This window comes from Azospirillum sp. TSO22-1 (assembly GCF_003116015.1).
Lineage (GTDB): Bacteria > Pseudomonadota > Alphaproteobacteria > Azospirillales > Azospirillaceae > Azospirillum.
On the sequence record NZ_LGQZ01000038.1, the window covers coordinates 39737 to 52541 of the forward strand.

The following is a 12805-nucleotide window of genomic DNA, read 5'->3' on the forward strand; positions in this document are numbered from 1 at the left end:
GCTCGCTCAATCGATATGTTGGGCCGGCGCCGTCCAGCCGAGCTGGCGCGAGATGCTTGCCGCGGTGTCCGCCACCTTGGCGGTCAGGTGGTCGAGGGTCGCCGGCGTGTCCATCACGGCGCTCGGCCCCGACAAGTTGATGGCGGCGACGACCGCGCCGCGGTGGTCGCGGACCGGCGCGGCGATGGCGACGATGCCCGACACGAAGGACGAGCGGTTCAGCGTCCAGCCGCGCGCCCGGTCGGCCGCCACCTGCTGGATCAGCGAGGTCAGCGTGACGGCCGTCGCCTCGCTGAAGCGGTCGAGCCGCACGCCGGTGTAGAGCTGGGCGATGGCGTCGTCGGACAGGCCGCTCAGCAGGATCCGCCCCATCGCCGTGGCGTGCGCCGGCAGCCGGTAGCCGACCGCGATGTTGCTCGACAGCGTCATGTGCGAGTGGGCGCGGTAGACGTAGACGACCTCCGTCCCGTCGCGCACGCCCATGTGGGCGGAGATCTGCGTGGAGTCCCTCAACGCGTCGATGAACGGGATGGCGACTTCGGCGCAGTCGAGGCCCGACAGGTAATGGTAGCCGAGCTGCATCGCCCGCGGGGCGAGGCGGTAGGCCTTGCCGTCGCTGCCGGTCCGATCGAGATAGCCGAGGTGCTCCAGCGTGAACGCCAGCCGGAAGGCCGAGGCGCGGCCGATCCCCAGCGCCTTCGCCATGTCGCTCAGCGTCAGCGTCCGCCGCTGCGGCGTGAACAGCTCGAGGATGGCGAGACCGCGCTGGAGCGCCGGGGCGATGTAGTTGGGCTCGGTGTCGCTCATGAATCCCGCAGCAGCCTCTGAACCGCCTGACGATAGGCGGCCGTGATGCCGTCCTGCCGCACGTGGCGCCCGTCGCGCACGACCAGGCGTCCCGCGGCGACGACGTCGCGCACCGCGCGCCCGCCGCCGGCGAAGACGTAGGCGTCCAGCAGAACGTCGTCGGCGCGAGAAAACAGTTTCGGGTCGTTCGCGTCAAGGACGACCAGGTCGGCGAGGCGTCCCGGCGCCAGCGCGCCGCGGGCGTCCGCCTGCCCCAGCGCCTGCGCGCCGCCGGCCAGCGCCGCCCGGTAGAGGTCGGCGCCGATCGACCGGCCGGGACCGCCGGCCAGCACGTTGCGCCGCCGGTGCACGAGGCGCTGCCCGTATTCCAGCAGACGCAGCTCCTCGGCCGCAGACACGCTGATGTGGCTGTCGGAGCCGATCCCGAACCGGCCGCCCTGCGCCAGGAAGTCCGCGGCGGGAAACACCCCGTCGCCGAGGTTGGCCTCCGTCGTCGGGCACAGGCCGGCGACGGCACCGCTGGCGGCCAGCGCCGTGACCTCGGCGGGCGTCACGTGGGTGGCGTGCACCAGGCACCAGCGCGGCCCGACCGGGGCGTTGCCCAGCAGCCAGTCCACCGGCCGCCGCCCGCTCCAGGCGAGGCCGTCATCGACCTCCGCGGTCTGCTCGGCGATGTGGATGTGCACGGGCGCCGTCGGGTCGAGCGCGTCGAGACCGTCCAGCGCGTCGCGCATCTCCTCCGGCGTCACCGCGCGCAGCGAGTGCAGCGCGAGGCCGACGCGGCGGTTCGGGGAGTCGCCGCACGCCGCGCGCGTCGCCGCGACGATGGACAGCAGCCCGTCGACGTCGTTGACGAAGCGCTTCTGCCCGTCCTTCGGCGGCTGCCCGCCGAAGCCGCCGTGCGCGTAGAGCACCGGCAGGTGGGTCAGGCCGATGCCGGCGCTGTCGGCCGCCGCCAGGATGCGGCGCGACATCTCGGCCCGCTCCGCGAAGGGACGGCCGTCGGCGTCGTGGTGCAGGTAGTGGAACTCCGCCACCGCGGTGTAGCCCTGCTCGAGCATCTCCATGTAGAGCAGCGCCGCCACGGCCTCGACCGCCTCCGGCGTCATCCGCCGGACGAAGCCGTACATCGTCTCCCGCCACGTCCAGAAGCTGTCGTCCGAGGTGCCCGACCGCTCGGCGAGGCCGGCCATGGCGCGCTGGAAGGCGTGGCTGTGCAGGTTCGCCATGCCCGGGACGACCGGCCCGGCGGCGTACGGCAGGCCGGCGCCGTCGCTGCCACGCTCGACGGCGGCGATGCGGCCCTGGCGGTCGAAGCGCAGCGCCACGTCCGACGCCCAGCCGTCCGGCAGCAGCGCCCGCCGGCAGAACAGCCCGTCCAACGGCCCGTCCATCGTTCCCTCCGTCATGCCCGGTCCTCCGCCCACGCCAGCAGGGTCTCGACGAAGCGGCGCAGATGCGGCCGGATCCGCGCCGCCCGCGCCTCGTCGAAGACGTAGGGGGGATCCTCCTCCATGTAGGTCGCCTGCACCAGTTCCAGCTGAACGGCGTGCCAGCCCTCCGCCGGGCGGCCGAAGTGGCGGGTGATGTGGCCGCCCTTGAAGCGGCCGTCGCGCACGTGGGTGAAGCCGTCCGCGCCGGCCGCGGCGCACACCCCGGCCAACCGGGCGCCGAGGCCGGGGTCCAGGCTGCGCCCCTCGTTGGTGCCGAGGTTGAGGTCCGGGAGCCGGCCCTCGAACAGCCGCGGCACGGCCGACCGGATCGAGTGCGCGTCGAACAGCACCGCCCGTCCGAACGTGGCATGGAGGCGCGCCATCTCCGCCGCGATGGCCTCGTGGTACGGGGTCCACCAGCGCGCCACCCGCTCCACCACCTCGGCGGCGTCGGGCCCGGCGCCGGGGCGGTAGGCCGGCGTGCCGTCGAACAGCGTGGACGGGCACAGGCCGGTCGTCGCGCCGGCGTAGAGCGGGGTGTCGTCGCTCGCGCGGTTGAGATCGACGACGAACCGGGAGAACCGCGCCTGGATCACGCCCACGCCCAGTCCGTCCAGGAAATCGTACAGCCGGGGCAGGTGCCAGTCGGTGTCCGGCAACGCCTGTGCCGGGCCGGACAGCCGGTCGGCGAATCCGGGCGGCAGCCCGGTGCCGACGTGCGGCAGGCTGACCAGAAGCGGGCGCCGGGCGGGGCGGAAGTCGAAGACGCTCATGCGTTCATCCTGGTGCGTTGCTGTTTTGCTGACAAAACCATGACGGGCGGAACCGCGGCCGGGGTTGCGAGAGTCATTGCCAAGCCTCCGGCCTCATGCTCACATACTGATGTACGCCGATATGCAGTTGCGTCCACACAACATCTGTTTTATAGGCTAAACACAAAGCTGCCAAGACAGCTGTACGACAGGGACCGGCGTCGCCACCGCCGAACCACGACCAGCCGGCCCTCCACCGGACGGCTGCAACGATCAGGGAGACCATTGCGATGAGGTCTGTTGAAACGCTTCTGGCCGCCGCCACCGTCGCCGCCACGGCGCTCCTCGCCGCCGTCACGGCCACGCCGGCGCGGGCCGACGACGCGGTGCTGGCGTCCATCGCCAAGACCGGCACCTACCGCGTCGGCGTCGACGCGACCTTCGCGCCCTTCGAGTTCAGCCAGGACGGCAAGAAGACCGGCTTCGACATCGAGCTGGTCGAGGCCATCGCCAAGGAGCTGGGCGCCACCAAGGGCGTCGAGTGGGTGGACATCGACTTCAAGGGGCTGATCCCCGGCCTGCTGGCCAACCGCTTCGACATGATCGCCTCGGCGATGTACATCACCGACGAGCGCCGGCAGGTGGTCGGCTTCTCCGACACCTACTATCCGGGCGGCCTCGTCATCATGGTCAAGGCCGGCAACACGGCGATCACCGGGCCGGAGGCCATCGCCGGCAAGACCGCCGCGGTGCAGATCGGCACCAAGTCGGTCAAGTTCCTCAAGGACAACTTCCCGACGGTGAAGGTGGTGGAGGTCGAGACCAACGCCGAGATGTTCGGCCAGGTCGAAACCGGCCGCACCGACTTCGTGGTGACCGGCAAGCCCGCCGCCAAGCTGTACGCCCAGACGCACCCGAGCGTGAAGGTGCTGGACAAGCAGCTGACCACCGAGGACTACGGCTTCGCCATGCGCAAGGACAACCCGGAGCTGGTCGCCAAGGTGAACGCCGCCATCGCCAAGCTGAAGGCCGACGGCACCTACCAGAAGCTCGTGGACAAGTGGTTCGAAGCCAAGAAGTGAACGGAGGACCCTGTCCATGACCCTGAACTTCGATCCGGTCTGGGCGGGGCTGCCGGAACTGCTCAAGGGGGCGGCGGTCACCATCGAGGTGACCGCCGCCGCGCTGCTGCTCAGCGCCGTGCTCGGCCTCGCGGTCGGCATCGCCCGCCTGAACCCGCGGCGGCGCGTGATCTACGGACTGGCGTCCGGCTACGTCGCCTTCATCCGCGGCACGCCGCTCCTGGTCCAGCTGTTCCTGCTGTTCTTCGGCCTGCCGCAGTTCGGCATCCTGCTGCCGGCGCTGCTGTGCGGCGTGCTCGGCCTCGGCATCTACAGCGGGTCCTACGTGTCGGAGGTGGTGCGCGGCGCCATCCAGTCGATCGAGGGCGGGCAGATGGAGGCGGCGCGCTCGCTGGGCATGTCGTACCGGCAGGCGATGCGCGAGGTGATCCTGCCGCAGGCGTTCCGGCGCATGCTGCCGCCGCTCGGCAACGAGACCATCGCGCTCATCAAGAACTCGGCGCTGGTGTCGCTGCTGACCATCGACGACGTGATGCGGGAGGGGCAGCGCATCATCTCCACCAGCTTCCGCGCGCTGGAGGTCTATCTCGTGGTGGCGCTCATCTACTTCGTGCTGACCAACGCGGCGTCGCACCTGCTTCGCATCGCCGAGCGGCGCCTGAGCGTCGGAAGGGGCTGAACCGGTGATCGAGATCCGCAATCTCCACAAGAGCTTCGGCGGCGTCGAGGTGCTGAAGGACGTCAGCCTGACGGTGGCGCCGTCGAGCACCACCGTCGTCATCGGTCCGTCGGGGTCGGGCAAGAGCACGCTGCTGCGCTGCTGCAACTGCCTGGAGATCGCCGACCGCGGCGAGATCCTGATCGGCGGCCGCAGCATCATCAAGGACGGCCGGCCGCTGCCGGACCGCGAGATGAACGCCGTGCGGGCGGAGACCGGCATGGTGTTCCAGTCCTTCAACCTGTTCCCGCACATGACCACCGTCGAGAACGTCATGCGCGCGCCGATGGTCGTGCGCGGGACGCCGAAGGCGGAGGCGCACGACCTCGCCCTCGACCTGCTGCGCAAGGTCGGGCTGGAGGAGAAGGCCGACGTCTACCCGTCGACCCTGTCGGGCGGCCAGAAGCAGCGCGCCGCCATCGCCCGGGCGCTGGCCATGCGCCCCACGGTGATGCTGTTCGACGAGCCGACCTCGGCGCTCGACCCCGAGCTGGTCGGCGAGGTGCTGCAGGTCATGAAGGCGCTGGCCGACGAGGGCATGACCATGATGGTGGTGACGCACGAGATGGGCTTCGCCCGTGAGGTCGCGGACACGGTGGTGGTCATGGCCGAGGGACGGCTGGTCGAATCCGGGCCGCCGGAGCGCGTCTTCTCCGCCCCGGCGCAGGAGCGCACGCGGGCCTTCCTGCGCGCGCTGGTCGACGGGCATCTGGCCGGCGCACGCCCCCTCCCCACGCCGCCAGACGCGCTGGCGGCGTTGCCCGACGACCACTGACCGGCGTTTCCCATCCTCTCCTCCCGCCGCTGCCCCACACCCGTGTTGCATTCCCTGACGCTGGCCTCGCGCACCCCGGTGCTGATCGCGCTGATCCTCGGCGTGTGTCTCGTCCAGGTCGGCAACGGCATCCTGCAGGTTCTGCTGCCGATCCGCCTTGCCGAGGCCATGGCACCGCCGCTTGCCGTCGGCGCCGTGGCCTCGGGCTACTCGATCGGCTTCATCGCCGGCTGCTGGGCCGCGCCCTGGCTGATCGGCCGGATCGGCATGGTGCGGGCGTTCGGCGCCTTCGCCCTGCTGGCCGGCGCCGTGACGGTGTGCCTGGAGGTGCTGCCCAACCCGTGGGCGTGGACCGGGATGCGGGTGCTGATGGGCATGTCCTACGTCGGCATGCTGACCGTGGCCGAAAGCTGGCTGGCCGCCCGGGCGGGGCCCGGGGCGCGCGGCAGCGTGTTCTCGCTGTACATGGTCGCGTGCAAGGTCGCGGTGGTCGGCGGGCAGATGCTGCTGGCCAGCCCGGACCTCCCGGGCGCCTGGCTCATCGCTGCCGCCGCCGTCTGCTATGCGCTGTCGCTTCTGCCGGTGGCCGCCGTGCGGGAGCTGCCGCCGTCGATGACGGCGGCGCAGGCGCGCATGCCATGGCGCTACGTCCGGGTGTCGCCGGTCGCCTTCGTCGGCTGCCTGGTGATCGGCCTGTGCAACACGGCGGTCACCGGGATCGGCCCGGCCTATCTTGCCGGCATGGGGCATTCGGCGACCGTGATCGCGGTGATCATGTCCGGCGTGCAGGTCGGCAGCACCGTCGTGCAATGGCCGATCGGCCGGCTCTCCGACCGCCGCGACCGGCGTCTGGTCATCCTGGCCCTCGCCGGCACCTCCGCGGCCACGGCGTTGCTGATCGCCGCGGCCGGAGGGGCCTCGGAGACCATCCTCTTCGTCCTGTTCACGCTGTGGGGAAGCGCCGCCCTGTCGCTCTACGCCATCTGCGTCGCCCATGCCAACGATCACGCGCCGCCCGGCGAGGCGGTCGCGCTGTCCAGCGCCCTGCTGCTCTCATGGGCGCTCGGCGCCGCGCTCGGACCGATGCTGGCGACGCTGGCGATGGAGTGCTTCGGCAGCCGCGCGCTGTTCGTCTATGTCGGCGCCGTGTCGGGTGTGCTGGCGCTGTTTTCGGCGTGGCGGCGCTGGCGGATGCCGCAGCAGCGGGATCCACCCGCACCGCAGCGCCCGTGACGGGAGGACGACCTCGAAGATTTAAAAGCCATGGGAGCGCGCGAACCTTCCAGGCGGGCACCCAAGCCGCTTGCGGAAGGCCGTGCTGAAGGCACTGGCCGATTCATACCCGATGTCGTCGGCGATCCGGTCGAGCGTCTTTGCACCACGCATCAGCGCATCCTTCGCCAACGCCATGCGCCATCGAGCGAGATATTCGATCGGCCCGCAGCCCAGGGTCTCCGCGAAGCGGGCGGCGAACGCGGATCGCGACATGCCGGCGACCCCGGCGAGTTCGGACACCGTCCAGGCGGCGCGGACGTCGGCGTGCATCGCGCGCAGTGCGCGGGCGAGCCCTGGATCGCGCATGCCGTTGAGAAGGCCGGCGGGAGCCGCGTCCGGATCGATGCCGAGCCGCCGCAGGGCTTCCACGAGCAAAACCTCCAGCAGCCGCTGCAAGATCATTTCCTTGCCCGGGGCCTCGGTCGCGCACTCGTCCATGATCAGTTCGATGACCCGGCCAAGCCTGCCGGCGCCGCCTTCCGATGCCCGGATGTGGATGATATCCGGCAACAGCGCGAGCAGCAGGTGCGCATTGACCTTCTCTATCTGGAACGTCCCGCCGAGGGAGACGAAGTCGGGTTCGCCATCCTGATCCCCGTGCCGGACGGCGGCAGTCTGCGGCTCCCGGAAAGGGCATTCGACACCCGGATGACTGTAAAGCGCGAACGGCGGTGTCGATGGGAGCAGCACGAAGTCGCCCTGCCGGAACTTCACCGGCTCTTTGCCGTCGAGGGCGATCCAACACTCTCCCTGCAGGATGATCGTGAATCCGGGTGCGTCGTGGGCGGCATAGCGGACCCCCCAGCGTCCGCGGCCCGTGATCGGCTTGGAGATCGCGGTGCTGGGGCGAAGCAGCGCGATGATGTCGCTGAGCGGATCCATTCCGGACGATCCATAATATAATGCGGACTGTAGATTATGGTTCGTCCATAGCTCGTTGTCTAGGATGGCCTCATCCAATCGACGGAGGCCTCTATGCCGAAAACAATCCTCATCACCGGAACATCGTCGGGCTACGGCAAGGCCACGGCGGAACTCTTCCTTGAGCACGGCTGGAACGTCGTCGCCACCATGCGCCGCCCGGACCCGACCCTGTTCCGGGCGAAGCCGGAGCAGCTGAAGGTGCTCCCGCTGGACGTCACCAGGGAACAGAGCATCGCCGATGCGATCGACTCCGCCGTGGACGCGTTCGGTGCGATCGACGTCTGGGTGAACAACGCCGGAATCGGCCTCGCCTCGATCGTCGAGGCGACGCCCGACAGCACGGTTCGCGACGTCTTCGAGACCAACACGTTCGGCGTGGTCTCCGCCTGCCGCGCCATCATCCCGCAGATGCGCCGGCAAGGCGGCGGGGTGATCGTGAACGTGACGTCGAGCGTCACGGTCGGCGTGATGCCGTTGGTCGCCGTGTATGCCGCCAGCAAGTTCGCCGTGGAGGGCTTTACCGAGTCGCTCTCCTATGAACTGGCGGAGTTCAACATCAGGGCGCGACTCGTCGAGCCGGGCTACGCCCCGACCACGCGTTTCAGCGCCAACGGCGGCCCACGAATGCAGGGCTTGATCCCCGACGACTACGCCGGCTTCGCGCAGGCCTGCTTCTCCCGGTTCGCCAACTATCCCACCGCCTTCTGCACCGAGGCGGAGGTGGCCGACGCCGTCTACGCGGCCGCCACGGACGAAGGCTTCAGGATCCGATATCCCGCCGGGGCGGACACCAAGCTCCTCGCCGATCTGCGGTGGAGCACATCGGAGGAGCACTATCAGCGCGAGATGCACGAGATGTTCGGCCCTGAACGCTGCTGACCCGTCGCGGACAGTGTGATCATGCATCGTCGCTCGGGGGAAAACCCTGCCTTTACGTTTAACCGTTTGCCCCCCATTCTCGTGGCCGCCACCGCGCAGTATCTGCCACAACGGCGAGCAATAACGCAAACGGCGGCATAGCCAATACAGAATCACGCGACGATGACATCGCCTCTGCTTCCAATAGCCCTGAGATCCGCGCCGATTTCACATGGAGCCTGGGAATACTGGCGTCCAACCGGCAGCGGCATCGTCGAATTGGGAACAGTGCTCGGGCTGGATGTGGCGTTGCCGCCCCACTTTCATGCCGAGGACCAACTCACGTTCGTCCTGTCGGGACGCCGCCGCTTCGTCATCGGCGATGACGTGCTCGGCATCGCCTCGGGCCAGGGCTGGCACATCCCAGCGGGAACACCGCACCGTTCGCTATCCGAACCATCCGAGGTTGTTTGCATCAACATTTACACGTCACCGGGGGAATACGCGACACGCGACCTGCTTTCCAGCTTGGCCCGGCACTGGCGAAGGAGGGGACAGCTCGACTGGGCCGACTTGATGATCATTGCGGAAGACCATCGGTGCTTTGCTGGGAACCGTGTGAACCCAACGGCCGGTCATATGGGCGGTGAGCCATGGCGAACCGTAGGCCAAGCGGCGCACCACGCAGGCATGAGCCGTGAGGGCTATTCCCGTCAGTTCAGAAAGCGTCATGGCATGCCACCGCACGCATACTGGCTGCTGGAGAAGTTGAACGCTGCGCGGCGGCTGCTCCGGGCGGGGGACTCCATTGCCGCGGCTGCCGCCGAGACCGGATTCTCCGATCAAAGCCATCTGGGCCGCTGCTTCAGGCGGGCGTTCGGCGTCACGCCGGGGCGATACCGGGCCGGTTAGGTCACATCCGTTCCAGACCGCTGCGGCACAGGCCTGCTACCCATCGCTCCAGGAGCGCGGCATGCGGAAGAATTCCGCTGCGCGCGCGTTACCGGGGGGGTCGGCATGGCAACAGCTTTGTCTGCATTTTCATATCTCGTGGTGATCGGCGCCGGAGTGAGCGTCGCTCTGCAACAGGTCCTGAACGCGAACTTGAGGGCCGATCTTGGATCGCCGTGGTGGGCGGGGTTCATCAGTTATTTCGTCGGCATGCTGGCGATGCTGGCGGTCGCGCTGACCGCTCCCGGCCCCCGGATTTCGGAATCGCTTGCCGGATCCACGTCGTGGCTGTCATGGACCGGAGGGCTTTTCGGCGCGCTGTTCATCGGGACCGCCATTCTCATGATTCCCCGTCTCGGCACCGCGACCGTTCTCGCCTTGATCGTCGTCGGACAGATGCTCGGTTCGCTCGCCTTCGACCATTTCGGCTTGTTCGGCCTGACGCAGCAGCTGGTGAGTCCCGCGCGGCTGGCCGGCGCAGCCTCCCTGATCCTGGGTGTCGTCCTGATCCGCCTGTAACGTCACGGGCGCAGAGCGCATCCATGGAACCGCCTGTGATCGTCGCTTCAACGGCCGCGCTCGACGCTCATCCGCCGAACGCGATCAGCAGCAGGTTGATCACCACCGCGATCCCCAGGAAGCCGGCGAGGGTGAGGGCCATCTCATGGAGCACCTCCGAGGCCGTCGGATAGGTCTGCTCGTCCTTGGCAGACAGGATGTTGGACCCGCCGTGGCGGCTCTCGAAGAGCGTGCGTTCAGACTTCGTAAGCATGTCGTCCTCATCACCCTCGAATCCCGGCGAGCACCGGAGCGCGGCGTGACGCCGCGGCGGTTCGCCCTCTGCCGGTGAAGCCCGAGGCGGATGCCGCTCGTTTCGGGCTCGACCAACCTCCTAAAAGAAGGGCGAAGGGGCGTATAAAATCGATGGGGCGTTGGCGCTCCCGAAATATGCCCGACGCATACGCCGCGGCGCGCCGGTCGTGCCCGCACCCGGCCGTCATGAAGGAAAGACACCTCAAGACGATTGCGGAAATATATGCGGCATATATGCGACGACGATTTGCGCATAATCAGGAACGTCGTTCGCACATTCGGCCTTGTCTTCTGTTCTCCAGACACGTACGGGATCGTCTTTCCCATCCGGCGGCGCGATGGCCATCGCGTGCGGTGCGGGCCGGTTCCGTTGGCATGAGCAGGCGCATGAGCGAAGCAGGCATCACCACCCCGACCGCCGATACGGCAAAGCTGCGCGCCATGACGCTGGGCGCCCTGGGCGTGGTCTACGGCGACATCGGCACCAGCCCGCTCTACACGCTGCGCGAATGCTTCACCCAGAGCGGCTTGGCCGTGGAGCACGACACCGTGTTGGGCGTGCTGTCGCTGATCTTCTGGGCGCTGATGCTGGTGGTGACGGTGAAGTACGTCACCTTCGTCATGCGCGCCGACAACCAGGGCGAGGGCGGCATCCTGGCGCTGACGGCGCTTGCCCTGCGTGGCATGCGGCCGGGGCACCGCCGCACCGTGGCCGTGATGGGAATCGGCATCGCCGGGGCGGCGCTGTTCTACGGCGACTGCATCATCACGCCCGCCATCTCGGTGCTGAGCGCGGTCGAGGGGCTGAATGTCGCGACGCCGGTGTTCGAGCACTGGGTGCTGCCGATCACGCTGGTCATCCTCGTTCTGCTGTTCGTCGTGCAGCGCTACGGTACGGCGCGGGTCGGCGCCCTGTTCGGGCCGATCATCGCCCTCTGGTTCATCGTCCTCGGCGTGCTCGGCGCCATACAGATCGCGCAGGAGCCGCGGGTGCTGCAGGCGCTGCTGCCGACCCACGCGCTGCGCACCCTGGAGGAGCACGGCGGGCTCGGCTTTGTCCTGCTGGGCGCCGTCGTTCTCGCGGTCACCGGCGGCGAGGCGCTGTACGCCGACATGGGCCACTTCGGCCGGCGGCCGATCCGCATCGCCTGGTACGGCTTGGTGCTGCCGGGGCTGCTGCTCAACTACTTCGGCCAGGGCGCCCTGCTGCTGGCCGATCCCGCCGCCATCGAGAACCCCTTCTTCCATCTGGCGCCGTCATGGGGGCAGTTGCCGCTGGTGCTGCTGGCCACCGCCGCCACGGTGATCGCCAGCCAGGCGGTGATCTCCGGCGCCTTCTCGATGACCCGGCAGGCCATCCATCTGCGCTACCTGCCGCGCATGGAGATCCGCCACACCTCGGCGCACGAGATCGGGCAGATCTACCTGCCGGCGGTCAACTGGCTGCTGCTGGCCGGGGTCGTGATCCTGGTGCTCGGGTTCAAGACGTCGAGCAATCTGGCCGCCGCCTACGGCATCGCGGTGACCGGCACCATGGTGGCGACCACGCTGCTCGCCTACAAGGTGGCGCGGCGGCTCGGCAAGTGGACGCTGTGGCAGGCCGGGCTGGCGCTGGCGGGGTTTCTGACCATCGACGTGGCGTTCTTCGGGGCCAACCTCCTGAAGGTGGTCGAGGGAGGCTGGTTCCCGCTGCTGGTGGCGGCGGCGGTGTTCACGCTCATCATGACGTGGCGGCGCGGCCGCGCCGAACTGCGGGACAAGCTGCAGGAGGCCGGCATGCCCCTGGACGCGCTTCTCGGGCGGATGAAGGGCGGCGGCACCATCCAGCGGGTGCCGGGCACGGCGGTGTTCCTCACCAGCAGCCCGCGCGGCCTGCCGCCGTCGCTGCTGCACAACCTGAAGCACAACAAGGTGTTGCACGAGCGCGTCGTGCTGATGACGGTGGAGATCGAGGATGTCCCGACCATACCGTCCGCGCGGCGGTTCGAGCTGACGCCCCACCCCGCCGGCTTCTTCCGGCTGATCATGCACTACGGGTTCATAGACGAGCCGAACGTCCCCGCCGCGTTGAACGAGCGCCGGATTCCGGGCCTGCCGTTCGACCCGATGGACACGACCTACTTCGTGAGCCGCGAGACGCTGATCCCCACCCGGCGGACCGGGCTGCCGCGCTGGCAGGAGGTGGTCTTCATCGCGCTGTCGAAGATGTCGGCCAGCGCGTCGGAGTATTTCTGCATTCCGCCGGGCCGCGTGGTTGAACTGGGCATGCAGATCGAGATCTGATGGGGGTGAGCTTCCCTCGGGAGAATGGACACCGGGTTACGCGGTCTGCAGTTCGGCCTGCTCTGGGGTGATGTCGCCGAGGGCCGAGTGGAGCGGCTGGCGATTGTAGTAGCCTTCGATGCAGGCGAACAGGT

The 12805-nt window shown here is 68.8% G+C and carries 13 protein-coding genes; 8 read left to right on the forward strand and 5 right to left on the reverse strand.

All coding sequences use genetic code 11. From position 1 onward, the window contains the following. Window positions 1-6: 6 nt before the first annotated feature. From TSO221_RS11805 to hutG, 3 genes are read right to left on the reverse strand one after another with little or no spacing between them, the layout of a single operon-like run. Window positions 7-807, reverse strand: coding sequence for an IclR family transcriptional regulator (locus tag TSO221_RS11805; protein WP_109118691.1), 801 nt, complete (start codon window positions 805-807; stop codon window positions 7-9). After that, window positions 804-2216, reverse strand: a complete 1413-nt coding sequence (locus TSO221_RS11810) for a formimidoylglutamate deiminase (protein ID WP_247878015.1) — start codon at window positions 2214-2216, stop codon at window positions 804-806. Before TSO221_RS11810 ends, TSO221_RS11805 begins: the two co-directional genes overlap by 4 nt. Beyond that, window positions 2213-3013 (reverse strand): N-formylglutamate deformylase, encoded by an 801-nt coding sequence (hutG, locus tag TSO221_RS11815; protein ID WP_109118693.1) that lies wholly within the window; start codon window positions 3011-3013, stop codon window positions 2213-2215. Before hutG ends, TSO221_RS11810 begins: the two co-directional genes overlap by 4 nt. A 269-nt stretch (window positions 3014-3282) precedes the next feature. Here hutG and TSO221_RS11820 point away from each other — a divergent pair, with 269 nt between their 5' ends. Genes TSO221_RS11820 through TSO221_RS11835 form a run of 4 tightly spaced genes read left to right on the forward strand, consistent with a single transcriptional unit; the run spans window position 3283 to window position 6800 of the window. Next, entirely contained in the window at window positions 3283-4074 is a 792-nt protein-coding gene (locus TSO221_RS11820) for a transporter substrate-binding domain-containing protein (RefSeq protein WP_109118694.1), read from the forward strand. Between the two features lie 16 nt (window positions 4075-4090). Then, entirely contained in the window at window positions 4091-4753 is a 663-nt protein-coding gene (locus TSO221_RS11825) for an amino acid ABC transporter permease (RefSeq protein ID WP_109118695.1), read from the forward strand. A 4-nt stretch (window positions 4754-4757) separates the two neighbouring features. Continuing rightward, entirely contained in the window at window positions 4758-5567 is an 810-nt protein-coding gene (locus TSO221_RS11830) for an amino acid ABC transporter ATP-binding protein (protein ID WP_109118696.1), read from the forward strand. Window positions 5568-5609: 42 nt separating this feature from the next. Continuing rightward, window positions 5610-6800, forward strand: a complete 1191-nt coding sequence (locus tag TSO221_RS11835) for an MFS transporter (RefSeq protein ID WP_247878016.1) — start codon at window positions 5610-5612, stop codon at window positions 6798-6800. Window positions 6801-6821: 21 nt separating this feature from the next. On the opposite strand, the gene TSO221_RS11840 is transcribed toward TSO221_RS11835, so the two are convergent. Then, window positions 6822-7724 carry an AraC family transcriptional regulator gene (locus tag TSO221_RS11840; RefSeq protein WP_109118697.1) on the reverse strand — a complete coding sequence of 301 codons (903 nt, stop codon included), beginning with the start codon at window positions 7722-7724 and terminating at the stop codon, window positions 6822-6824. Window positions 7725-7817: 93 nt separating this feature from the next. Here TSO221_RS11840 and TSO221_RS11845 point away from each other — a divergent pair, with 93 nt between their 5' ends. The 3 genes from TSO221_RS11845 to TSO221_RS11855 all read left to right on the forward strand — a co-directional run bounded on the left by TSO221_RS11845 (window position 7818) and on the right by TSO221_RS11855 (window position 10094). Beyond that, window positions 7818-8645, forward strand: a complete 828-nt coding sequence (locus tag TSO221_RS11845; protein WP_109118698.1) for an SDR family oxidoreductase — start codon at window positions 7818-7820, stop codon at window positions 8643-8645. A 162-nt stretch (window positions 8646-8807) separates the two neighbouring features. Next, a complete protein-coding gene (locus TSO221_RS11850; protein WP_109118699.1) occupies window positions 8808-9536 on the forward strand; it encodes a helix-turn-helix transcriptional regulator in 729 nt (242 codons plus the stop codon). Between the two features lie 105 nt (window positions 9537-9641). Next, window positions 9642-10094, forward strand: a complete 453-nt coding sequence (locus TSO221_RS11855; RefSeq protein ID WP_109118700.1) for a DMT family transporter — start codon at window positions 9642-9644, stop codon at window positions 10092-10094. 67 nt (window positions 10095-10161) lie between these two features. Here TSO221_RS11855 and TSO221_RS11860 read toward each other — a convergent pair whose 3' ends face one another. Further along, window positions 10162-10347: a hypothetical protein gene (locus TSO221_RS11860; protein WP_109118701.1), complete on the reverse strand. Its 186-nt coding sequence runs from the start codon at window positions 10345-10347 to the stop codon at window positions 10162-10164. A gap of 428 nt (window positions 10348-10775) precedes the next feature. Here TSO221_RS11860 and TSO221_RS11865 point away from each other — a divergent pair, with 428 nt between their 5' ends. Next, on the forward strand, window positions 10776-12671 hold the full coding sequence (locus TSO221_RS11865; RefSeq protein WP_109118702.1) for a potassium transporter Kup: 1896 nt from the start codon (window positions 10776-10778) through the stop codon (window positions 12669-12671). The last annotated feature ends 134 nt before the right edge of the window (window positions 12672-12805 follow it).